Genomic DNA, 22,772 nt, shown 5'->3' with positions numbered 1-22,772 from the left:
ATCATATCGCGCCTCGGCCGCGGCTGCCGCGGTGCCGTGCGCAGGACTCAGTAGCGGTAATGGTCCGGCTTGTAGGGCCCCTCGACGGGCACGCCGATGTAGCGCGCCTGCTCCTCGCTCAGCGTGGTGATGTTGGCGCCGATCTTTTTCAGGTGCAGCCGGGCGACCTTCTCGTCGAGGTGCTTCGGCAGCACGTAGACCCTCTTCTCGTAGTTCTCCGGATGCTGCCAGAGATCGATCTGTGCCAGCACCTGGTTGGTGAACGAGTTGGACATCACGAAGCTCGGGTGGCCGGTTCCGCAGCCGAGGTTCACCAGCCGGCCCTCGGCCAGCAGGATGATGCGCTTGCCGTCCGGGAAGATCACGTGGTCGACCTGTGGCTTGATGTTCTCCCACTCGAGCTTGCGCAGGTAGGCCACGTCGATCTCATTGTCGAAGTGGCCGATGTTGCAGACGATGGCCTGATTCTTCATCCGCTCCATGTGCTCGGGCCCGATGATGTGGTAGTTGCCGGTGGCGGTGACGAAGATGTCCGCCTTGTCGACGGCCTCTTCCAGGGTGACGACCCGGTAGCCTTCCATCGCTGCCTGCAGCGCGCAGATGGGGTCGATCTCGGTGATCCACACGGTGCAGCCGAGGGCGCGCAGGCTCTGCGCGCTGCCCTTGCCCACGTCGCCGTAGCCGCAGACCACGGCGATCTTGCCGGCGACCATGACGTCGGTGGCCCGCTTGATGGAGTCCACCAGCGATTCCCGGCAGCCGTAGAGATTGTCGAACTTGGATTTCGTGACCGAGTCGTTGACGTTGATGGCGGGGCAGCCCAGCGTGCCTTCACGCTGCATCTCGTAGAGCCGCTTCACGCCCGTGGTGGTCTCCTCGGAGAGCCCGCGGATCTCCTCGAGCAGCTCCGGGTGCTTTTCGTGCACCACCTGGGTGAGGTCGCCGCCGTCGTCCAGCAGCATGTTCGGCTTCCAGCCGTCGGGGCCGGTGATCGTCTTGTCGACGCACCACCAGTACTCCTCCTCGGTCTCGCCCTTCCAGGCGAATACCGGCACGCCGGAGGCGGCGATGGCCGCCGCCGCGTGGTCCTGGGTGGAGAAGATGTTGCAGGAGGACCAGCGCACTTCGGCGCCCAGCGCGGTCAGCGTCTCGATCAGTACCGCCGTCTGGATCGTCATGTGCAGACAGCCGGCGATGCGCGCGCCGGCCAGCGGCTGCTGTTCGGCGAACTCCTCGCGGACCGCAACCAGGCCGGGCATCTCCGTCTCGGCGATGGCGATCTCCTTGCGGCCCCACTCGGCCAGGCCGATGTCGGCTACCCGGTAGTCCTGTGCCGGCATTTCGGCGGCGTTGCTGCTCATTGGGTCTTCTCCGTCAGATGTTCCAGGGGTCTGTTCTTTCGTGCCGGCGTGCCGCGCGGATGCATCAGGCGGCGACGGCACCCCGCAGTGTCTCTGCCACGTCCGTGCGCTCCCAGGTGAAGTCGGCGTCCAGGCGACCGAAGTGGCCGTAGGCCGCGGTCTTGCGATAGATGGGCCGGATCAGGTCCAGCATCTCCAGGATGCCGTAGGGTGTCAGGTCGAAGTGTTCGCGTACCAGGGCCGTGAGCCGGTCCTCCGGCACCTTGCCCGTGCCGAAGGTGCTCACCGAGATGGAGGTGGGCTCGGCCACGCCGATGGCGTAGGAGACCTGGATCTCGCAGCGCTCCGCCAGGCCGGCCGCGACGATGTTCTTGGCCACGTAACGGCAGGCGTAGGCCGCCGAGCGGTCCACCTTGGAGGGGTCCTTGCCGGAGAAAGCCCCGCCGCCGTGACGGGCGCTGCCGCCGTAGGTGTCCACGATGATCTTGCGCCCGGTCAGGCCGCAGTCGCCCATGGGGCCGCCGATCACGAAGCTGCCGGTGGGGTTGATGTGATAGACGGTATCCTTATCGAGCCACTCGGCCGGCAGCACCGGCTTGATGATCTCCTCCATGACGGCTTCGCGGAGTTCGGCCTGGGAGATGTCCGGGGCGTGCTGGGTGGACAGTACCACCGCGTCGATGGCGACCGGCTTGTGATCCTCGTAGCGGAAGGTCACCTGGCTCTTCGCGTCCGGCCTCAGCCAGGTCAGGTCGCCGCACTTGCGCACCTCCGCCTGACGCTTCACCAGGCGGTGGGAGAAGGTGATCGGCGCGGGCATGAGCACGTCCGTCTCGTTGGTGGCGTAGCCGAACATCAGTCCCTGGTCGCCGGCGCCCTGGCTGCGCCGGTCTTCCCGGTCCACGCCCTGGGCGATGTCCGGCGATTGCTTGCCGATGGCGTTCAGCACGGCGCAGGAGTCGCCGTCGAAGCCCATGTCGGAACTCGTGTAGCCGATGTCCGTGACCACTTCGCGGACCAGGGCCTCGATGTCCACCCAGGCCGTGGTGGTGATCTCGCCGGCCACCATGACCATGCCGGTCTTCACCAGCGTCTCGCAGGCCACGCGGGCGTTCTTGTCGTCGGCCAGGATGGCGTCCAGCACCGCGTCGGAGATCTGGTCCGCGACCTTGTCAGGATGGCCCTCGGAGACAGACTCGGAGGTGAACAGGAAGGCGTTGCTCATGAGCTTCTTTCCGCAATTGAGACGTAATTGTCAACGTAACAGTCAATGATACAAGAATTTATTTCGGGCCCGCCTCGGCCACCGGACAGTTTGCTGCGCAGAAGCGGGACAGGGCCCGCGCGGACCGGCCCGGCCCGCGCTTGCCCGCACCCTACCAAAAAGCGAAAATGCGCGCCTCATCGTTTGGGGAATTCCGATGTCGAGCACCGCAGAAGACACGCGCGCCGGCCGTCCGCCGCGGCGGGAACGGGCCAACGCGCTGCGTGCGCTGTCCATGGACGCCGTGCAGGCGGCGAAGTCCGGCCACCCCGGCATGCCGATGGGCATGGCGGACATCGCCGAGGTGCTGTGGAACGACTTCCTGCGACATAATCCCTCGAATCCGCGCTGGGACAATCGCGACCGCTTCGTGCTCTCGAACGGGCACGGCTCGATGCTGCTGTACTCGTTGCTGCACCTCACCGGGTACGAGCTGGGCCTCGACGAGCTCAGGAATTTCCGCCAGCTGGGCTATCGCACGGCCGGCCATCCCGAGCGCGAGCCGGACCTGGGCATCGAGACCACCACCGGGCCGCTGGGCCAGGGTCTGGCCAACGCCGTGGGCATGGCACTCGCCGAGAAGATGCTGGCGGCCCGTTACAACCGGCCCGATTTCCCGATCGTGGATCACCATACCTATGTCTTCCTGGGCGACGGCTGCCTGATGGAAGGCATCTCCCACGAGGCCTGCTCGCTCGCGGGCACGCTGGGCCTCGGCAAGCTGGTGTGCCTCTACGACGAGAACGGCATCTCCATCGACGGCGAGGTGGACTCCTGGTTCACCGACGACACGCCCGGCCGTTTCGCGGCCTACGGGTGGCACGTCATACCGGACGTGGATGGCCACGATCCCGATGCCGTGGCCGAGGCGCTGGAGGCGGCCAGGGCCGAGACCGAACGTCCCACGCTGATCTGCTGTCGCACCGTGATCGGTTACGGCGCGCCCAACAAGCAGGGGAGCGCCGACACCCACGGCGCGCCGCTCGGTGAGGACGAGATCGCCGCCGCCCGCGTGGAACTGGGCTGGCATTACCCGCCGTTCGAGGTGCCCAAGCCGGTCCGCGCCGCCTGGGACGCGCGCGAGCGCGGCGCCGCGGCCGAAGCGGAGTGGGACCGTCTGCTCGAGGCTTACGGCGAGGCCCATGGCGGGCTGGCCGAAGAATACCGCCGGGTCATGGCGGGCGAGCTGCCGGCGGGCTGGGCGGAGGCTGCCGCGGGTGCGATCCGGGAGATCGCCGCCGCCGGCGCCGACGTGGCGACCCGCAAGGCCTCGCAGATCGCGCTGAACGCGTTCGCGCCCCGGCTGCCGGAGCTGGTGGGCGGCTCGGCCGATCTCACCGGTTCGAACAACACCTGGCACGACGGCTCGAAGGCCGTGAATGCCGGTGACGCCTCGGGCAACTATGTCTATTTCGGGGTGCGCGAGTTCGCGATGACCGCCATCTCCAACGGCATCGCCCTGCACGGCGGGCTGCGGCCCTACTGCGGCACCTTCCTCGTGTTCTCCGACTACGCCCGCAATGCGGTGCGGATGGCGGCGCTGATGGAGGTGCCGAACATCCTCGTCTACACCCACGACTCCATCGGTCTGGGCGAGGACGGCCCCACCCACCAGCCGATCGAACACACCGCCAGCCTGCGCCTGATGCCGAACCTGCGGGTCTGGCGGCCCTGCGACACCGTCGAGACGGCCGTGGCGTGGCGCGCGGCCCTGGAGCGCCGCGACGGGCCTACGGCGCTGGTGCTGACCCGCCAGGGGCTGCCGCATCAGCAGCGTGAGGACGAACGCATCGAGGCCATCGCGCGGGGCGGCTACGTGCTGCGCGAGGCGGATGGCGACCCGGAGCTCATCCTGATAGCGACGGGTTCCGAAGTGCATCTCGCCGTGGCCGCGGCCGAGGACCTCGCCGGCGACGGCCTCGCGGTCCGCGTGGTTTCCATGCCCTGCTGCGAAGTCTTCGACCGTCAGGACCGTGCGTATCGCGAGGCGGTGCTGCCGCCGTCGGTGACCCGCAGGGTGGCCATCGAGGCAGGAGCCACCGCCGGCTGGTGGCGCTACGTCGGGCCCGACGGGGCCGTGATCGGTCTCGACCGGTTCGGCGAGTCCGCCCCGGCGGGAGAATTATTCGAGAAGTTCGGCTTCTCGGTGGAGAATGTAGTGACGGTGGCCCGCAGGCTCGGCGCCTGAGGGCCATCTGACGGAGCGGTCAGTAGAGCAGGCGCGCCTTCGCGCGTCGCACCAGGAGGAATCGATGACTATCAAGCTTGGCATCAATGGCTACGGACGGATCGGACGCATGGTCCTGCGCTCGCTCTACGAGAGTAATCGGCGCGCGGAACTCGAGATCGTGGGTATCAACGATCTCGGCGACGCGGAGACCAACGCCTATCTGACCCGCTACGACACCGCGCACGGCAAGTTTCCGGGCACCGTCGAGGTGGAGGACGATGCGATCGTGGTCAACGGCGACCGCATCCGGGTGATGGCCGAGCGGGATCCGGCGAAGCTGCCCTGGGGCGAACTCGGCGCGGACATCGTGCTGGAGTGCACCGGCCTGTTCCGCACCAAGGAGAAGGCGTCGGCCCACATAGAGGCGGGGGCGAGCAAGGTGCTGATCTCGGCGCCGTCAGGTGGTGATGCCGATGCGACGATCGTCTACGGCGTGAACCACGACACTCTTTCCGCTTCGGACACCGTGGTCTCGAATGCATCCTGCACCACCAACTGCCTGGCGCCCATGGTGAAGCCGCTGCACGACGCCATCGGCGTGGAGCACGGCATCATGACCACGATCCACGCCTACACGAACGACCAGGTGCTCACCGACGTCTTCCACAAGGACCTGCGCCGGGCACGCTCGGCGACCATGTCGATGATCCCGACCAAGACCGGCGCGGCCGCCGCCGTGGGCCTGGTGCTGCCGGAGCTGCAAGGCAAGCTGGACGGGTTCGCCGTGCGCGTGCCCACCATCAACGTCTCCATGGTCGACCTGACCTTCGTCGCCTCGCGGGAGACCAGCAAGGAGGAGATCGACAAGATCCTGAAGGAGGCCAGCGAGGGTCCCCTGAAGGGCGTCCTGGCCTACAGCGACGGCCCGCTGGTGTCGGTCGACTTCAACCACGACCCGGCATCCTCCACCTACGACTCGACGCTGACCAAGGTCATGCAGGGCACGCTGGTGAAGGTCTGCGCCTGGTACGACAACGAGTGGGGCTTCTCCAACCGCATGCTGGACACGGCCCTGGCGCTGGCGAAAGCCGGCTGACCCTTCCAACTCCGGCGCGGCGCCGGACGGCGGCCGGTGGCCGCCGCCGGGCCGTGCCGGCCCACCTCCGGGGAGCAGGTAATGACTATCCTCAAGATGACGGATCTGGATCTGCAGGGAAAGCGGGTTCTGATCCGCGAAGATCTCAATGTGCCGCTCGACGACGGGCGCATCACCTCCGATACCCGCATCCGAGCCGCGCTGGAAGGCATCCGGCTGGCGCGGGACGCGGGTGCCGCGGTCATCGTGATGTCCCATCTCGGCCGGCCGAAGGAAGGCGCCGTGCAGCCTGAGTTCTCGCTGGCGCCGGTGGCCCGGCGGCTCGGGGAGCTGCTGGGCGGCGAGGTGAAGCTGGTCACCGACTGGCTGAACGGTGTGGACGTCGCGCCGGGCGAGGTGGTGCTGGCGGAGAACGTGCGCTTCGAGCAGGGCGAGAAGGGCTGTGAGGAATCCCTGTCGCGGCGCATGGCGGCCCTGTGCGACGTGTTCGTGATGGATGCCTTCGGCACCGCCCACCGCGCCCAGGCCAGCACCTACGGCGTGGCGAAGTTCGCGCCGGTGGCCTGCGCCGGTCCGCTGCTGGCACGCGAGCTCGAGGCGCTGACCCAGGCGATGGAGCATCCGGCGGCGCCGGTGGTGGCCATCGTCGGCGGTTCCAAGGTATCGACGAAGCTGTCGGTGCTGGAGGCGCTGGTGCACAAGGTGGACCATCTCATCGTCGGCGGCGGCATCGCGAATACCTTCATTGCGGCCGCCGGCCACGACGTGGGCAAGTCCCTGCACGAGGCCGACATGCTCGCCGTCGCGAAGCGCCTGGCCGCCGACGAGACGGACCGGGCGGACATCCCGGTGCCGAGCGACGTGGTCGTCGCACGCGAATTCGATGCCGCGGCCGAAGCGGACGTGAAGCCGGTGGAAGCGGTGACCGAGGACGAGATGATCATGGACATCGGCCCGGATACCGCGGAGCGCTTCGCCGCGATCATCGCGGAGGCGGGCACCGTGGTCTGGAACGGGCCGGTCGGCGTGTTCGAGTTCGACCAGTTCGGCGAGGGCACGCGCATACTCGCCCAGGCCATCGCCGACAGCGATGCATTCTCCGTCGCCGGCGGCGGCGATACGCTGGCGGCGATCGAGAAGTACGACGTGGCCGACGGCATCTCCTACATCTCCACCGGCGGCGGCGCCTTCCTGGAGTTCCTGGAAGGCAAGACGCTTCCCGCCGTGGCCATGCTCGAGGAGCGCGCCGCGGAATCCTGAGGGCGTCCGGGACGGGGCCACGGCCGCTCGTGGCCCCGTGTATCGGACCGCCCGGTCGTGTGCCCGCAATGCGCCGGAGGCGCTGTGCGATAATCCCGCGCTTCTGACAGGAGGGCAGACACTTGAGAAGAACGAAGATCGTGGCGACCCTCGGGCCGGCCACCGCAAAGCCGGAAGTCATGGCGGAGATCATCCGCGCCGGCCTCGACGTGGCCCGGTTGAATTTCTCCCATGGCAGCGCGGACGAGATGCGTGAGCGTGCGGACAGCCTGCGGCGCGTGGCCGCGGCGGAGGGGCGCTACGTCGCCCTGCTCGGCGACCTGCAGGGGCCGAAGATCCGCATTCGCCGGTTCCAGAACGGCAGCGAGCAGCTGGCGCGCGGCGCGAGCTTTTTCCTCGATCCGGATCTGGACGCCGACGCGGGCACCGATGCCGGCGTGGGCATCGCCTACGAGGGCCTCGCCGCCGACGTCGAACCCGGCGACATGCTGTTGCTGAGCGACGGCCAGATCGAGCTGGAGGTCACCGGCATCGAGGGCAACCGGGTGCACACGCGGGTGGTCATCGGCGGCGTGCTGTCCGACCACAAGGGCATCAATCTGCGCGGCGGCGGACTCTCGGCCCCGGCGCTCACGGACAAGGACCGGGAGGACATCCGCCTGGCGGCAGAGTTGGACTTCGACTACCTGGCCGTCTCCTTCGTGCGCACCGCCGCCGATATCGAGGAAGCCCGCCGGCTGTTTCGCGAGGCCGGCGGCGAGGGCCTGATGGTGGCGAAGATCGAGCGTGCCGAGGCGGTCGCGGAGATCGATTCCATCATCGAGGCGTCCGATGTCGTCATGGTGGCCCGCGGGGATCTCGGCGTGGAGATGGGATTCGCCGAACTCACCGGCCTGCAGAAACGCATCATCGCCAGGACCCGCCAGCGCAACCGGATCGCCATCACCGCCACCCAGATGATGGAGTCGATGATCTCGAGCGCCATGCCCACCCGGGCGGAGGTCTCGGACGTAGCGAACGCCGTGATCGACGGCACCGACGCGGTCATGCTCTCCGCCGAGAGCGCTGTCGGCCAGTATCCGGTGGAGGCCGTCCGCGCCATGGCCGAGGTTTGCGTGGGGGCGGAGAAGTATGGCACCGCCGGCTCCCGGCGCCGGGAGCGCATCGACGAGACCTTCCGCTACGTCGACGAGGCCATCGCGATGGCCGTGATGTATACGGCGAACCACCTCGCGGTGAAGGCGATCATCGCGCTGACCGAGTCCGGATCCACGGCCCGCTGGATGTCGCGCGTGCGATCGGACATCCCCATCTACGCCTTCACGCGCCACGAGCGCACGCGGCGCCGGGTGGTGCTCTACCGGGGCGTCTATCCGGTGTCTTTCGATATCACCCACACGGATGCGCAGAGCGTCTATCGTGAGGTCTTCGACCTGATGCTCGGCCGCGGCCTGGTGGAGGAGGGCGACCTCGTGATCTTCACCAAGGGCGACATGACCGGCGTGCAGGGCGGCACCAACGCGATGAAGATCCTGCGCGTCGTGCGCGGTGACTGAACGGCGGAGACTGTGACAGCGGGGCGGGGACGACGCTGGCTCGTGCGCGGCGCGGCGGCGCTGGGGCTGACCGCTCTCGGCGCGTTCGCCGCCGCCTGGCTGCTCCTGCGGGCGAGTCTGCCTCCCATCGAAGGCCGTATGGAGCAGGCGGGCCTGGCGGCGCCCGTCGCCATCGAGCGGGATGCCGGCGGCGTGCCGACGCTGAGCGCCGGCAACCGCACCGATCTCGCGTTCGCGACCGGTTTCGTGCACGGCCAGGACCGCTACTTCCAGATGGATCTCTCACGCCGCGGTGCGGCCGGCGAGCTGGCCGCCCTGTTCGGCGAGGCCGCGGTGGAGATGGACCGCGGCCTGCGCCTGCACCGATACCGCAGCCGGGCCGAGGCCGTGGTGGCCGCGTCGAGTGCCACGGAGCAGGCGATCATCCGCGCCTACACGGCGGGTGTGAACGCGGGGCTCGCGAGCCTCGGCGCGCGGCCGTTCGAGTATCTCCTGCTCGGCCAGGAGCCGGTGCCCTGGCGGCCGGAGGACACGGTGCTTGTCCTCTACGCCATGTTCCTGCAGCTGAACGACGAGACCGGCCGGCGCGACATGGAGCGGGGTTTCGTCCATCGCCGCGTGCCCCGCGCGCTGTACGACCTGCTCTATCCGCTCGGCACGGAATGGGACGCGCCGCTGGCGGGCGGGCCCGCGCCGGCACCGCCGCTGCCGGCCGAGACGCGCTACGACCTGCGCACCGTCACCGGCCGGGTCGCGCCGGCCCCCGCGGCGGAGCCGGAGCCGTCCGTGATCCCGGGCAGCAACAACTGGGCGGTCGCCGGCGCGCTGACCGCGGACGGCCGCGGCCTGGTCGCCAACGACATGCACCTGGGTCTGGCGGTGCCGAATACCTTCTACCGCGCCTGTCTCGTGCACGAGGCGGACCGCGTGCGCCTGTGCGGCGTCACCCTGCCGGGTACGCCGGCCCTCGTCGCGGGCTCCAACGGCCGCATCGCCTGGGGCTTCACCAACAGCTACGGCGACTGGACGGACCTGGTGGCGCTGCGCCCGGGCTCCCGACCCGGCACTTACAGGACCCCGGACGGCGAGCGCGAGTACCGCAGGGTCACCGAGACCATCGAGGTCGCTGGCGCCGCGCCCGTGGAATTCGTGGTGCGCGAGACGGTCTGGGGGCCGGTGATACCGGGCATCACGCCGGAGGACGGCGAATTCGCCGTCGCCTGGACCGCGCACCGCCCCGGGTCGGTGAACCTGGGCCTCATGCGCCTGGAGGGAGCGCGCAGCGTCACCGAGGCGCTGCCGCTGGCGGCCGCCGCCGGCATACCGCCGCAGAACTTCACGGTGGCCGACGCGGACGGCCGCATCGCCTGGACCATCGCGGGCCGCATCCCGCGGCGCGCCGGCGGTTTCGATTCGCGCCGGCCGGCGGACTGGAGCCGGCCGGACACGGGCTGGGACGGCTGGCTGGCGCCGGAGGCGTATCCGCGCATCGTCGATCCGTCTTCCGGGCGCATCTGGACCGCCAACGCCCGTGTGATCGACGGCGAGGCCTTCCGTCTGATCGGCCCCGGGGACTACGACCTGGGCGCCCGGGCGGGGCAGATCCGCGATGCGCTCGCGCTGATCGACGAAGCGCGGCCCGGCGACATGCTGGCCATCCAGCTCGACGACCGGGCCGTCTTCCTCGCCCGCTGGCGCCGCCTGCTGCTCGACCTCCTCGACCGGCAGGCGGTCGAGGCGAAGCCGGCCCGCGGCCGCTACCGGGCGCTGGCGGAGGACTGGATTCCCCGGGCCAGCGTGGACTCTGTGGGCTACCGGCTCGTGCGCAGCTTCCGCAGCCGGGTACTGGAGCGGATCATGGCGGGCCTCACCGCGGAGCTGACTCCGGCGCTGCCGGAGGACCGCCGCCTGGCGCCCAGCCGGCAGTTCGAGGGCACGGCCTGGCGCCTGGTCACCGAGCGGCCTCCTCACCTCCTGAACCCGGACTACGGCACCTGGCGCGGGCTGCTGCTGGACGCCGTCGACGCCTCGCTCGACTGGTACGGGGAGAACTACGACTCGCCGCTGGCAGAGCGCACCTGGGGCGAGCGCAACACGGTGCGCATCCAGCACCCCCTGTCCCGCGCCGTGCCGGCCCTGGCGCGCTGGCTGGACATGCCGTACGAGCCGCTGCCGGGCGACGCCAATCTGCCCCGGGCCCAGTCGGCGCGTTTCGGCGCCTCCGAGCGATTCGCAGTCTCCCCGGGGGCGGAGGAGCAGGGCTATTTCCACATGCCGACCGGCCAGAGCGGCCATCCGCTCTCGCCCTGGTACGACGCCGGGCACGGGGACTGGGCCGACGGCCGCCCGACGCCGTTCCTGCCGGGCGCGGCGGCGCATCGCCTCGAACTGGTGCCGCCGGCGGGCGGCTGAGCCGGGTTGTCAGCGCGGGGCTGTACCCGGATACTGGATGGCTCAGTGCGCAACGCACGGGTACAGGACTGGACATGACGGAAAGCAGATTTACGGGTACCGACCGCTACGTCGCGACCGAAGACCTGATGATGGCGGTGAATGCGGGGGTGACCCTGCAGCGGCCCATCCTCGTCAAGGGCGAGCCGGGCACGGGCAAGACGATGCTGGCGCAGGAGGTGGCCCGGGCGCTGGGCAAGCCGCTGCTCGAATGGCACATCAAGTCGACGACGAAGGCCCAGCAGGGGCTCTACGAGTACGACGCAGTGGCGCGCCTGCGCGACTCCCAGCTGGGCGATCCCAAGGTGCACGACATCGCGAACTACATCGTGCGCGGGAAGCTGTGGGAGGCGTTCACCTGCGACGAGCAGCCGGTGCTGCTGATCGACGAGATCGACAAGGCCGACATCGAGTTCCCGAACGATCTGCTGCAGGAACTCGACCGCATGGAATTCTTCGTCTACGAGACCAAGGAACTCGTGCAGGCCCGGCACCGCCCGATCATGATCATCACCTCGAACAACGAGAAGGAGCTGCCGGATGCGTTCCTGCGCCGCTGCTTCTTTCACTACATCAAGTTCCCGGACAAGGAGACGATGACCGAGATCGTCGACGTCCATTTCCCGGGGCTGAAGAAGGAACTGCTGCGCGAGGCGCTGGAGAGTTTCTACCAGGTGCGCGACGTGCCGGGTCTGAAGAAGAAGCCCTCCACCTCCGAGCTGCTCGACTGGATCAAGCTGCTGCTGGCCGAGGACATTCCGCCCGAGGCGCTCAGGAGCGACGACAATCGCAAGGCGATACCGCCGCTGCACGGTGCGCTGCTGAAGAACGAGCAGGACGTACACCTGTTCGAGCAGCTGGTGTTCATGTCGAGGAGGGCGCGCTGAGCCGTGCTGATCCAGTTTTTCTTCATGCTGCGCGAAGGGGGGCTGAAGACCTCCATCACCGAGCTGCTGACCCTGCTCGATGCGCTGAAGAACGGGCTGGCCGAGCGCAGCGTCGATAATTTCTACTACCTCTCCCGCGCCTGTCTCGTGAAGGACGAGACCCAGTTCGACCGCTTCGACCGCATCTTCGGCGCCCACTTCAAGGGCATCGAGGACGCCTTCTCCGACCTGATCGCCGACGTGCCCGACGACTGGCTGGAGCGCATGGCGGAGCTCCAGCTCTCGGAGGAGGACAAGGCGAAGATCGAGTCCATGGGCGGTTTTGAGGAGCTGATGCGCGCGCTGGAGGAGCGTCTGCGGGAGCAGACCGAACGCCACGAGGGTGGCAACAAGTGGATCGGCACCGCCGGCACCTCGCCATTCGGCGCGTACGGCTACAACCCGGAGGGCGTGCGCATCGGTCAGAAGGGCGGCGGCAACCGCAAGGCGACGAAGGTCTGGGACCGCCGCGAGTACCAGAATCTGGACGACTCCGTGGAGCTCGGCACGCGCAACATCAAGCTGGCCCTGAGGAAGCTCCGCAAGTTCGCCCGTGAAGGCGCGGCCGACCAGCTCGACCTCGACGACACCATCGACAAGACCGCCCGCAACGCCGGGCTGCTGGACATCCGCATGGTGCCGGAGCGGCACAACGCCGTGAAGGTGCTGCTGTGCCTCGACGTGGGCGGCTCCATGGACGATCACGTGCGCGTCTGCGAGGAGATGTTCTCGGCCGCCCGCAGCGAGTTCAAGCACCTGGAGTACTTCTACTTCCACAACTTCGTCTACGAGAGCCTGTGGAAGGACAACCGGCGCCGGCACGCGGAGCGCATCCCGACGATGGAGATCATCCACAAGTACGGCCACGACTACAAACTGGTGTTCGTCGGCGACGCCACCATGAGCCCGTACGAGATCGTCTACGCCGGCGGCAGCGTCGAGCACTGGAACGAGGAGCCGGGTGCGGTGTGGATCGAGCGCCTGCTGAAGGCCTTCCCGAAGGCGATCTGGCTGAACCCGGAACCCCGGCCCCGGTGGGACTACACGCCGTCGGTGAAGCTGACCCGCGAGCTGATGGACGACCGCATGTATCCGCTGACCGTCGCCGGGCTCGACCAGGGCATCAAGCGTCTGCACTGAGCGCACCGGACGCACTGAACGACACCGGCTGCAGGCCGGGCGAGGTGAAAGGTGAGCGGCAGCAAAATCGGTCTGGTACTTCCCGGCGGCGGTGCGCGCGGCGCGTTCCAGGTGGGCGTGCTGAAGGCCATCGCCGAGATCCTGCCCGGTGACGCCCCGAATCCTTTCCCCATACTGAGCGGCACCTCCGCCGGCGCCATCAATTCGGCGGTGCTCGCGAGCCGCGCGCGCCGGTTTCGCTGGGCAGTAAACGAGATGGAGGCCGTCTGGGCAGGCTTCCGCTCCGAGCAGGTCTTCCGCACCGATGCGCTGACCATGCTGAAGTCGAGCCTGCACTGGCTGGCAGCGATCGTGTTCGGCGGCCTCGGCGAACACAATCCTCGCTCGCTGCTCGACAACGATCCGCTGCGCTCGCTGCTCTCGCGAAACATCCGCTTCCCGCGCATACAGACCGCCATCGACCGCGGGCACGTCCAGGCCCTGGCCATCACGGCCGCCGGTTACCAGTCTTCGCGCTCGGTGACATTCTTCCAGGCGTCCCCGGGGACGCGCGCCTGGCAGCGCACCCGGCGCATCGGCGTGCGCTGTGCCATCAATCTGGATCACCTGATGGCCAGCATTGCCGTGCCGCTGGTCTTCCCGCCGACGTGCATCCGCGGCGAGTACTATGGCGACGGCGCGATGCGCCATTCCACACCGCTGTCGCCGGCGGTCCATCTCGGTGCCGACCGCATCCTGGTGATCGGCATCCGCGACGAGACGCCGGAACCGGCCGGCGATCCCCATACGCCGCCGATCTACCCGAGCTTCGGACACATCGCCGGCTACATGCTGGACACGCTGTTCCTGGACGGCCTGTACTCGGACCTGGAGCGACTGTCCCGCATCAACGATCTGATCGATTCGATACCGGAGGACGAGCGCACCGGCCCCGCGGCGAAGATGCGCCCGATCGACACCATGATCGTGATTCCCAGCGAGGACATCCGGGAGATCGCGGCCAGTTGCCGCAAGGCGGCGCCGTTGCCGCTCAGGGCGCTGATGCGCGGGCTCGGCGGTCCCGACAAGGGCGAGCGGCGGCTCCTGAGCTACCTGCTGTTCGAGTCGGAGTTCACCCGCGCGCTGATCGACCTGGGGTACCGGGATGCCATGACGGTCCGCGACGAACTCGAGGCCTTCGTGCGCGGCGCGGATGTGCCGCGACTGTTCGCTCCCTCCTGGATGCGCCGGGACCTGGCTGTCTGAGCGCGCCCGGCAGGGCCTCAGAGCAGCAGCAGCGTCCCCAGGCCGAGGAACACCATGAGGCCGACCACGTCGGTCACCGTGGTCAGCACCACGCCGCCGGCTATGGCCGGATCCACGCCGAGACGCTTCAGCGTCAGCGGGACGACGAAGCCGGCCGCAGCCGCCACGATCATGTTCAGGGTCAGCGCCGCGGCGATCACCGCGGCCACCATCCAGGTGCCGAACCAGGCCACCGTGACGACCGCCACCACCAGCGCCCAGCCGATGCCGTTCAGGATGCCGACGGAAACTTCCTTGGCCAGGATCTGGCGCGCGTTCGACTTGTCGATCTGGCCCAGCGCCATCGCCCGGGTGATGATGGTCAGCGATTGGGTGCCGGCGACGCCGCCCATGCTGGGCACCACCGGCATCAGCACGGCCAGCAGGACGATGGCGTCCACGGTGTCCTGGAACAGATCCACCACCGAGGCGGCCAGGAAGGCGGTCGCGAGGTTGATGCCCAGCCACACGGCCCGCCGCCTGGCGCTGGTCACCACCGGCGCGAACATGTCGTCCTCCTCGTCCAGGCCGGCGCGGCTCATGAGCGAGTGCTCGGCTTCCTCGCGGATGACGTCGAGGACGTCGTCCACCGTGATGCGCCCGAGCAGGCGGTTGTCCATGTCCACCACCGCCGCCGAGAGGAGATCCCGGTTCTCGAAGAAGCGCACCACCTCCTGATCGCTGGTCTCGGCGGGTATGGGTCTGGTCTCGGTGTCCATCACCTCGGCCACGGTCAGGTCCGGGTCGTTGGTGAGCAGCCGTGAAAGAGTCAGGGTGCCGAGGAAGATGTCATCCCGGTTGACCACGAATATGGACTCGGTCTGGTCCGGCATGCCGCCGTGCACCCGCAGGTAGCGCACCACCACCTCCAGCGTCACGTCCGGACGCACGGTGATGGTGTCCTTGTTCATGAGGCCGCCGGCACTGTCCTCCGGATAGGACAGCACCTCTCGCAGGCGGTCGCGGTCCTGCTTGTCGAGCGAGCGCAGTACCTGGCGGGTGACCGTCTCCGGCAGACCGGCCACCAGGTCGGCCAGGTCGTCTAGCTCCATGCCCTCGGTGGCGGCGATGAGCTCCTGGGCGTCCATGCGCTCGATGAGGCCGCTGCGGACCTCGTCGGCCACCTCGACCAGGATGTCGCCCTCGTCGTCCGGGTCCACGAGCTCCCAGACGACCGCGCGCTCGGCCGGCGGCAGGGACTCCAGCAGCCGCGCCACCTCGGAGGGATGCAGGCTGCCGATCATGCGCCGCACGGGACGCATGGCGCCGCCCTCCAGGGCTTCGCGCAGCGTCTCCAGCGGTGTCTGCTTCTGTTCCTGGTTATCCATGCTGCCGGCGCATACGCCCGTTGGGCGCAGGGTGTCCGGCGGCCCCCGCGGCCGCCCGAATCAGCGGGCAGTTTAGCCCGCGGCCCGTGACAAAGCTAAGGGTGGCGGGGCCTCAGCCGGCGTCGGGCGCCTTCTTGCCAGGCAGTTCGTTGTGGCGGGTGTGAATGGGCATGTGCTCTTCCGCCAGCGCCCGGGCGAGCTTCTCGGCCATGTACACGGAGCGGTGCTGGCCGCCGGTGCAGCCCACCGCCACCGTGAGATAACTGCGGTGGAAGCTCAGGTATTCCGGAATCCAGCGGCGCAGGAAGCCGATGATGTCCCGGTACATGGACTGCACCAGGGGCTGTTCGTCCAGGAAGCGGATGACGGCGGCGTCCGTTCCGGTCAGCGGCCGCAGGTTCGCCTCCCAGTACGGGTTCGGCAGACAGCGCAGGTCGAAGACGAAATCGGCGTCCGTGGGGATGCCGTGCTTGTAACCGAAGGACTCGATCAGGATGGACAGCGAACGGGGCAGCCGCGCCGCCACGCGCTCGCGCAGCGCATCGCGCAGTTCGTAGACGCTGGTGCGAGTGGTATCGATGACCAGATCGGCGGTGTTGATCACCGGGCCCAGCAGCTCGCGCTCCCGGTCGATGGCGTCGCGCAGTGCGAGGCCGCTGTCACCCAGCGGATGGCGGCGCCGGGTTTCGCTGTAGCGCTTCAGCAGGATGTCGTCCTCGGCCTGCAGGAAGATGACGTCGCATTCGATGCCGTCGTGCTTCATGCGCTGGACGAGGCCGGGCAGCGCCTCCAGGTCGGTGGCGGGGTTGCGGGCATCGATACCGACGGCGATGCGCTGGGTGGCGACGGCGCCGCCTTCCCGGGTGATCTCGGGCAGCAACGCGGGCAGCAGCCCCGCCGGCAGGTTGTCGATGCAATAGAAGCCGAGGTCCTCGAGGACGTTCAGCGCGACGCTCTTGCCCGAGCCCGACAGGCCGCTGACGATGATCAGGCGCGTGGAGCGGCGTTCTTCCGTGCCCGGCGCCACGCGCTCTCCTCAGGCCCCGCCGCCGGCCGCCAGCCCGCCCTCGGCGCGGGGCCGGTCTTCGGCCATCAGCGCCTCGTAGAGTTCGCGGCTGCTGCGGGCTTTCCTGAGCCGTGCCTGGGTGCCCCGTTGCGAGAGCATCTCCGTCAGGCCGCGGAAGTCCTCGATGGCCTGGTCGTCCACGTCCTCGGGGACGATCATGCCGAAGATCAGGTCCACGGGCTCGTCGTCCGGGGTGTCGAAGTCCACCGGCGTGGAGAGCTTCAGCAGCGCGCCGATGGGGAAGGGGGCGTCCGCGATGCGGGCGTGGGGCGCCGCCACCGCGCGGCCGAGCGCCGTGCAGCCGAGCCGTTCGCGCTCTGCGACCGCGGCGAAGATATCCGGCTGGCGCAGATCGTCGGAGCCGTGGGCGAGCAGCTCGCTCAGGATCTCTAGGGCGTGCTTCTTGCTCCGCGCCTCGACGTTGCAGAGTACGGAATCGGGTCTGACGAGTTCGTGCAGTGTCATGGGAAAGACCGTGAAAGAGGCGGCCCGCCGCGCGCTGCGGCGGGCCGCCCGGTGACTGTCAACTGAATGCGCGCTTGTCCGCCTCGCGGGCGTGGTGGTCGCAGAGCTTTTCCTTGTGCTTCTTGACCTGCCGGTCCAGCTTGTCGATGAGTCCGTCGATGGCGGCGTACATGTCTTCTTCCGTCGCGTCGGCATACAGCCGGCCGCCGCTGACCTGCACGGTGGCTTCGGCCTTGTGCCGCAGTTTCTCGACGGTGAGGATACAGTGCACGTCGGTCACGTGGTCGAAGTGTCGCTCGATGCGCCCTAGCTTCGTCTGTACGTAATCCTTCAGGGCGGGCGTCACGTCCACGTGGTGACCGGTGACATCTAGCTGCATGGCTCTCTCCTCTGCTGGGTGGGGCCGGGGAGGCGGGCGTCGGTCCGCCGCGCCCTGCGGCCGGAATCGTCCGGAACGAGGCCGCGCCGGACCCCCGCAGCCCTCATGCGGAGCTGCGCTCGCGGCGCTGGCTGGAAGACGGGATGTCCATGGCTTCACGATACTTCGCAACGGTCCGCCGCGCCACAACCACGCCGTCCTCCTTCAGCATCGCCGCGATCTTGCTGTCGCTGAGCGGTTTGCGGCGGTCCTCCGCGCCGATCAGCTTGCGGATCTTCGCGCGCACCGCCACGGAGGACTGGTCCTCGCCGTCGACGCTGCCGACGTGACTGGAGAAGAAATAGCGGAACTCGAGCACGCCGCGCGGCGTGTGCATGTACTTGTTGTTGGTGACCCGGGAGATCGTCGACTCGTGCATCTCCACGGCCTCCGCCACGTCCCGCAGCACCATAGGTTTCATGGCCTCTTCGCCGTGCTCGAAGAAGTCGGTCTGGCGCTCGACGATGCAGGTGGCCACCTTCATCAGCGTCTCGTTGCGGATCTCCAGGCTGCGGACCAGCCAGCGGGCCTCCTGCAGCTGCGCCTTCAGCGCCGTATGCCCGCCGTCGCCGCGCAGCATCTCGGCGTATCGCTGGTTGACGGTCAGCCGGGGTATGCCGGAGGAGGCGATCTCGACCAGCCACTCGCCGTCGATCTTGCGCACGAAGACGTCCGGGATGACGTACTCGGTGCGGGCGGGTGCGATGGCCTGCCCGGGTCGTGGATGACAGCCGCGGATGAGTGCCAGCGCGTCGGTGAGTTCGTCGCCCGACACCTGCAGTTCGCGCTGCAGGTGTGCCGGGTCGTTCTCGGCGACCAGCTCCAGGTGCTCGGCCGCGAGCTCGCGGGCCAGCCCGAGACCGGGCGTGTCCCCGGCGAGCTGGCGCAGCTGCAGGTCGATGCACTCGGAAAGCGAGCGCGCCGCGATGCCGGCCGGGTCGAAGCGCTGAATCTTCCGGAGCGTACGCTCGGCGTCCTCCTCGCTGACGTTCAGCTCGGGTCCGGCGATGTCGCGGATCTCGTCCAGGGAGACGGTGAGATAGCCGTCGTCGTTGATGGCGTCGATGATCGCCTCGCCGATCAGCATCTCCCGGGGCGTGAACTTCTCCAGCTCGAGCTGCCAGTGCAGGTGCTCGTGCAGCGATTCCTGGCTCTCGTCGGCGAACTCGGACATGCCGCGATCGCCGCTCCAGCCGGAGTCCTGGCTCCTCGCGGGCAGGTCGCGCCAGCTGTCCTCCGCGGTGACCGCCCGCACGTCGCCCGGTGCCTCTTCGGTGGCGGACTCGCCGTTCACGCGCGGCGGCTCCGGCAGCTCCTCCGCCTCCAGCATCACGTTCTCTTCCAGCGCTTCCTGGATCTGCGCCGTCAGGTCCATCACGGGCAGCTGCAACAGACGGATGGCCTGTTGCAGCTGCGGCGTCATCGTCAGCTGCTGACTGAGTTTTAGCTGGAGTGACGGTTTCAACATCTTGCTGCCGGGCAGCCGCTTTCGCGCTGCCGGTGAGTTCGTGTGCGTCTGCCGATGGTCAGAGCCGGAACCCCTCGCCCAGATAGACCTGTCGCACGTGGCGGTTCGCCAGAATCTCCTCGGGCGTGCCTTCTGCGATCAGTGACCCCTCGTTGAGTATATAGGCTCGGCTGCAGATTCCGAGGGTCTCCCTCACATTATGATCAGTGATGAGGACCCCGATGCCGCGGTCGCTCAGGTGGCGGATGATGCGCTGGATGTCGATGACCGATATCGGGTCGACGCCGGCGAAAGGCTCGTCCAGCAGCACGAAGCGCGGGTCCGCCGCCAGCGCCCGTGCGATCTCCACGCGCCGGCGCTCGCCGCCGGACAGACTCATGCCGAGACTCGTGCGTACGTGACCGACATGCAGCTCGTCCAGCAGCTCGTCCAGGATGCGCTCGCGGTCGCTGCGCTCCAGCTCGTCCCGGGTCTCGAGGATCCCCAGCACGTTCTGCTCGACGGTGAGCTTGCGGAAGATGGAAGCCTCCTGGGGCAGATAGCCGAGACCGAGCCGGGCGCGGCGGTGCATGGGCAGGTGGGTGAGGTCCTGACCGTCCAGCAGGATGCGTCCCTTGTCGCAGGGGATCAGGCCCACGATCATGTAGAAGGCCGTGGTCTTGCCGGCGCCGTTTGGGCCCAGCAGGCCGACGACCTCGCCGCTGGAGATCTCCAGCGAGATACCCTTGACGACTTCCCGGAACTTGTAGCTCTTGTGGACGTCCTGGACGCTCAGGATGCTCATGGCGCCTCGTCGTCGTCCAGGCGCTGCTCCACCTCCTCGGGCACGATCGTGAGGCTCACCTTGCCGTCCTCGCCCTCCCGGCCGCGGGCGGTCACCACCTGCTGGTTGAGGTCGTAGACCAGCAGATCGCCGGCGATGGTATTGGAGCCCTCGCTGATGCGCGCATCGTCGGTGAAGGTAACCCTGCCGGCGGTCACGTCGTATTCGAAACGGCCGGCCCGGCCGGTGGTCACCGTGCCTTCCTCGGGCCGTACGTCGCGGAACCGTGCGGGGTCTCCGGCGGCCACGGCGCTGGCCAGGCGGTGATCCCTGAACGTAAGTTCGGCGCTGTCGCAGAGGATGTTGGTGGTATCCACGTCGATCGTCACGTCCCCCTCGAAGCGCCACACACTGTCCCGGAAGTCCGGGCTGCTGTCGCCTCCGAACAGCGTCTGACCCAGGTCCGCCTCGATGCCGATCGTGCCCTGGGTGATGCGCAGGCCGCGGAAGATCATCAGGTTGTTGCGGCGGTCGAATTCGCTGGAGTCGGCATCCAGCGAGATCGGCAGCCGGCTGTCGATGCCCTCGCGGAGGCTCTGGCCCGGGGAGGCGAGGGGAGCCGCCAGCAGGACGGCGGCCGCCGCCAGGAGGGGCGCGGTCGCGAGCCGCTTCTTGAACCCGCGCCGGCGCACGATGCGCCCGGCGTCAGGGCATGAATTTGCCGCTGACATTGGACTTCAGCTCCACTCGGTCTTCCTGCAGGAATGCTAGCATGCCGGTCGCCGACAGACTCTGCTCGCCGATGCGGATTGTGACGCGTTCCTCGGTGCTCGCCGTCTTCGCGCGCGGGTCGAATTCCAGGTGCGGAGTGGTGAGCTCGGTGACCTCGCCGTTGTCGTCCGGCTCGCTGACCGCGCGCACGTTGCCGCTCAGCACGATCTTCCGCGACGCCGGCTCCAGCACCCCGCTGGCGGCGGTCAGCGACCAGGGCACGGTGGCCTCCGGGCTGTAGCGCACGGTCACGTCGGTGAGTTGCACCGGCCCGCCGTCCGCCGCCTGGGTCGCCTCCGCCGCGTGCAACCGGTACAGAACGTCGCCGTCCTCGGCCGTACCGGTGACAGTGGCATCCCGCATGTAGTAGCCGCTGACGATCGTGCTCGGATCGGCCGCCTCCGGCACCTCTTCGGTTCCCCGCAGGCTAAGCAGCCAGGTGCCGACGGCGGCCGCCGCCAGCAGCAGCAGGGCGAGGACGCCGCGGAGGTTCACGCTGAGGCGCCTTCGTTGCGGGCGGCGAGTCTTGCGGCGAGGACGAGATCGGCCACTTCCCTGACGGCGCCGTGGCCGCCGCTGCGGGTCGTGACGTAATCCGCCCCGGCGACGATGTCGTCGACGGCGTTGGCCACAGCGATGGCGAGGCCGCAGGTGCGCATCGCCTCCAGGTCGGGCAGGTCGTCGCCCACGTAGGCCGCCTCGGCCAAGTCGATGCCGAGTTCGTCCGCCAGCGCACGGAGTTCGGGAATCTTGTGCCGGCAGCCCTGCACGACCCGGGTCACGCCCAGCTCCGCCATGCGCCGGTCGACGGCGCCGGAGCGCCGGCCGCTGATGATGGCCACCTGCACCCCCGCTTCGAGCAGCCGGCGCACGCCATAGCCGTCCTGGGTGTGGAAGGCCTTGTATTCCCTGCCATCCTCGTCCATGAGGAAGCGCCCGTCGGTGAACACGCCGTCCACGTCGAAGACGATCAGACGCAGCCGGGCCAGCCTGTCGCTCAGGTCCGCCACCGCTACATGACGCCGGCGCGGAACAGGTCGTGGATGTTCAGCGCCCCGATCAGATGCTCGCGCTCGTCCACGACCAGCAGCGCCGTGATCTTGTTCTGCTCGATGATGTGCACCGCTTCCGCGGCGAGGGTGTCCGGTGTCACGGTCAGGCAGCCGGGATGGGTGACCTCCGCCATGGTCGTAGCGCGGATGTCGACGCCGGTGTCGAGCGTGCGGCGCAGGTCGCCGTCGGTGAAGATGCTGACCACCCGGCCGGAGTCGTCCACCACCGCGGTCATGCCGAGGCCCTTGCGGGTCATCTCCAGGAGGCCCTCGCTGAGCGTGACTCCGGGGCTCACCCGCGGCACGTCCTCGCCGGTGTGCATGATGTCGCCCACCGTCAGCAGCAGACGCCGGCCCAGGCTGCCGCCGGGATGCGAGCGGGCGAAATCCTCGGCCGTGAAGCCGCGCGACTCGAGCAGCGCCACCGCCAGCGCATCGCCCATCGCCAGCGTCGCCGTGGTGCTCGCGGTGGGCGCCAGATTGAGCGGGCAGGCCTCTTCCCGAACGCCGACGTCGAGGACCACGTCCGAGGCCCTCGCCAGCGTGGAATCGCGCTTGCCGGTCAGCGTGATCAGCGGCACGCCGAGCCGCTTGACCAGCGGCAGGATGGTGACGATCTCCTGGGTCTCGCCGGAATAGGAGACGGCCATGACCAGGTCGGTGGCGGTGATCATGCCCAGGTCGCCGTGGCTCGCCTCGCCCGGGTGGACGAAGAAGGCCGGGCTGCCGGTGCTGGCCAGGGTGGCCGCGATCTTGCCGCCGATGTGACCGGACTTGCCCATGCCGGTGACGACGATGCGCCCGGCGCAGGCCAGGCAGAGGCTGCAGGCGCGGTCGAACTCCTCGCCGATGCGTTCGGCCAGGTCCTGTACCGCCCGTGCCTCGATGCCGAGCACGTTGCGGGCCAGTTCTCTGGTGGCTCTTGCGTCCAGC

At 68.6% G+C, this 22,772-nt stretch carries 20 protein-coding genes; 8 read left to right on the top strand and 12 right to left on the bottom strand.

Features of this window, described 5'->3' with window-relative positions:
- Positions 1 to 47 precede the first annotated feature (47 nt).
- Entirely contained in the window at positions 48 to 1,361 is a 1,314-nt protein-coding gene (gene ahcY / locus ACJMKZ_RS05285) for an adenosylhomocysteinase (RefSeq protein WP_405232148.1), read from the bottom strand.
- Between the two features lie 64 nt (positions 1,362 to 1,425).
- A complete protein-coding gene (gene metK / locus ACJMKZ_RS05280) occupies positions 1,426 to 2,586 on the bottom strand; it encodes a methionine adenosyltransferase (protein WP_405232147.1) in 1,161 nt (386 codons plus the stop codon).
- A 196-nt stretch (positions 2,587 to 2,782) separates the two neighbouring features.
- Between metK and tkt the strand changes: the two genes are divergently transcribed.
- The 8 genes from tkt (at position 2,783) to ACJMKZ_RS05240 (ending at position 14,469) form a co-directional block, all read left to right on the top strand.
- The gene (tkt, locus tag ACJMKZ_RS05275; protein WP_405232146.1) at positions 2,783 to 4,813 is read left to right on the top strand and encodes a transketolase; all 2,031 of its coding nucleotides are present in this window, start codon (positions 2,783 to 2,785) and stop codon (positions 4,811 to 4,813) included.
- 64 nt (positions 4,814 to 4,877) lie between these two features.
- Entirely contained in the window at positions 4,878 to 5,891 is a 1,014-nt protein-coding gene (gene gap / locus ACJMKZ_RS05270) for a type I glyceraldehyde-3-phosphate dehydrogenase (protein ID WP_405232145.1), read from the top strand.
- Between the two features lie 81 nt (positions 5,892 to 5,972).
- Positions 5,973 to 7,151, top strand: a complete 1,179-nt coding sequence (locus ACJMKZ_RS05265) for a phosphoglycerate kinase (RefSeq protein ID WP_405232144.1) — start codon at positions 5,973 to 5,975, stop codon at positions 7,149 to 7,151.
- A gap of 122 nt (positions 7,152 to 7,273) precedes the next feature.
- Entirely contained in the window at positions 7,274 to 8,707 is a 1,434-nt protein-coding gene (gene pyk / locus ACJMKZ_RS05260; protein WP_405232143.1) for a pyruvate kinase, read from the top strand.
- A 12-nt stretch (positions 8,708 to 8,719) separates the two neighbouring features.
- A complete protein-coding gene (locus ACJMKZ_RS05255; protein ID WP_405232142.1) occupies positions 8,720 to 11,119 on the top strand; it encodes a penicillin acylase family protein in 2,400 nt (799 codons plus the stop codon).
- Positions 11,120 to 11,193: 74 nt separating this feature from the next.
- Complete coding sequence (locus ACJMKZ_RS05250) at positions 11,194 to 12,045, top strand: AAA family ATPase (protein ID WP_405232141.1); 852 nt, start codon at positions 11,194 to 11,196, stop codon at positions 12,043 to 12,045.
- Positions 12,046 to 12,048: 3 nt separating this feature from the next.
- Positions 12,049 to 13,224, top strand: coding sequence for a vWA domain-containing protein (locus tag ACJMKZ_RS05245; RefSeq protein WP_405232140.1), 1,176 nt, complete (start codon positions 12,049 to 12,051; stop codon positions 13,222 to 13,224).
- A 51-nt stretch (positions 13,225 to 13,275) separates the two neighbouring features.
- The gene (locus ACJMKZ_RS05240) at positions 13,276 to 14,469 is read left to right on the top strand and encodes a patatin-like phospholipase family protein (RefSeq protein ID WP_405232139.1); all 1,194 of its coding nucleotides are present in this window, start codon (positions 13,276 to 13,278) and stop codon (positions 14,467 to 14,469) included.
- A gap of 17 nt (positions 14,470 to 14,486) precedes the next feature.
- Here ACJMKZ_RS05240 and mgtE read toward each other — a convergent pair whose 3' ends face one another.
- The 10 genes from mgtE to ACJMKZ_RS05190 form a co-directional block, all read right to left on the bottom strand.
- Positions 14,487 to 15,836, bottom strand: coding sequence for a magnesium transporter (mgtE, locus tag ACJMKZ_RS05235; RefSeq protein ID WP_405232138.1), 1,350 nt, complete (start codon positions 15,834 to 15,836; stop codon positions 14,487 to 14,489).
- Positions 15,837 to 15,948: 112 nt separating this feature from the next.
- Positions 15,949 to 16,863 (bottom strand): RNase adapter RapZ, encoded by a 915-nt coding sequence (rapZ, locus tag ACJMKZ_RS05230; RefSeq protein WP_405232137.1) that lies wholly within the window; start codon positions 16,861 to 16,863, stop codon positions 15,949 to 15,951.
- 9 nt (positions 16,864 to 16,872) lie between these two features.
- Positions 16,873 to 17,367 (bottom strand): PTS sugar transporter subunit IIA, encoded by a 495-nt coding sequence (locus ACJMKZ_RS05225; protein WP_405232136.1) that lies wholly within the window; start codon positions 17,365 to 17,367, stop codon positions 16,873 to 16,875.
- Between the two features lie 58 nt (positions 17,368 to 17,425).
- Positions 17,426 to 17,746, bottom strand: coding sequence for a ribosome hibernation-promoting factor, HPF/YfiA family (gene hpf, locus ACJMKZ_RS05220; RefSeq protein WP_405232135.1), 321 nt, complete (start codon positions 17,744 to 17,746; stop codon positions 17,426 to 17,428).
- Between the two features lie 103 nt (positions 17,747 to 17,849).
- Positions 17,850 to 19,250 (bottom strand): RNA polymerase factor sigma-54, encoded by a 1,401-nt coding sequence (locus ACJMKZ_RS05215; protein WP_405233139.1) that lies wholly within the window; start codon positions 19,248 to 19,250, stop codon positions 17,850 to 17,852.
- Positions 19,251 to 19,311: 61 nt separating this feature from the next.
- On the bottom strand, positions 19,312 to 20,037 hold the full coding sequence (gene lptB, locus ACJMKZ_RS05210) for an LPS export ABC transporter ATP-binding protein (RefSeq protein ID WP_405232134.1): 726 nt from the start codon (positions 20,035 to 20,037) through the stop codon (positions 19,312 to 19,314).
- Positions 20,034 to 20,747 (bottom strand): lipopolysaccharide transport periplasmic protein LptA, encoded by a 714-nt coding sequence (lptA, locus tag ACJMKZ_RS05205; protein WP_405232133.1) that lies wholly within the window; start codon positions 20,745 to 20,747, stop codon positions 20,034 to 20,036. The genes lptB and lptA overlap by 4 nt, the downstream gene beginning before the upstream one ends.
- On the bottom strand, positions 20,722 to 21,282 hold the full coding sequence (lptC, locus tag ACJMKZ_RS05200) for an LPS export ABC transporter periplasmic protein LptC (RefSeq protein WP_405232132.1): 561 nt from the start codon (positions 21,280 to 21,282) through the stop codon (positions 20,722 to 20,724). The genes lptA and lptC overlap by 26 nt, the downstream gene beginning before the upstream one ends.
- Complete coding sequence (locus ACJMKZ_RS05195) at positions 21,279 to 21,797, bottom strand: KdsC family phosphatase (RefSeq protein ID WP_405232131.1); 519 nt, start codon at positions 21,795 to 21,797, stop codon at positions 21,279 to 21,281. Before ACJMKZ_RS05195 ends, lptC begins: the two co-directional genes overlap by 4 nt.
- Before the next feature lie 2 nt (positions 21,798 to 21,799).
- Positions 21,800 to 22,771 (bottom strand): KpsF/GutQ family sugar-phosphate isomerase, encoded by a 972-nt coding sequence (locus tag ACJMKZ_RS05190; RefSeq protein WP_405233138.1) that lies wholly within the window; start codon positions 22,769 to 22,771, stop codon positions 21,800 to 21,802.
- Between the last annotated feature and the right edge of the window lies 1 nt (position 22,772).

The organism is Lentisalinibacter salinarum, from assembly GCF_040706555.1.
Lineage (GTDB): Bacteria > Pseudomonadota > Gammaproteobacteria > Steroidobacterales > Woeseiaceae > Lentisalinibacter > Lentisalinibacter salinarum.
Note: the sequence above shows the minus strand (reverse complement) of the source record. Positions and strands in the feature narration are given on the sequence as shown.